Source organism: Neisseria sp. P0021.S005 (genome assembly GCF_051956955.1).
In genome coordinates, this window is sequence record NZ_JBQCWY010001014.1 from 1 (window position 1) to 412 (window position 412).

The 412-nt window shown below is 47.3% G+C and carries 1 protein-coding gene; it reads right to left on the reverse strand.

Going from position 1 to position 412, the window contains the following annotated elements; genetic code table 11:
• Positions 1-412, reverse strand: a 412-nt coding sequence (locus tag ACTHUE_RS20650) for a collagen-flanked surface repeat-containing protein (RefSeq protein WP_440400894.1), incomplete at both ends; no start/stop codon positions are given.

Consider the following 412-nt stretch of genomic DNA (forward strand, 5'->3'; position numbering starts at 1 on the left):
CATTGCCGTTGTCTTTAACGTCGGCTTCAGCATTCTTACCGTCTTCACCTTTAGCACCAGTATCACCCTTAGCTGCAGCTTTACCGTCTTTAACGATGGTAGTAGTGGTGTTACCGTTACCGTCTTTAATGGTCACAGTATGAGTGCCGTCGCCGTTGTCTTTAACGTCGGCTTCAGCATTCTTACCATCTGCACCAGTTGCACCGGTAGCACCAGTTGCACCGTCTTTAATGATGGTAGTAGTGGTATTACCGTTACCGTCTTTGATGGTTACAGTGTGAGTGCCATTGCCGTTGTCTTTAACGTCGGCTTCAGCATTCTTACCGTCTTCACCTTTAGCACCAGTATCACCCTTAGCTGCAGCTTTACCGTCTTTAACGATGGTAGTAGTGGTGTTACCGTTACCGTCTTT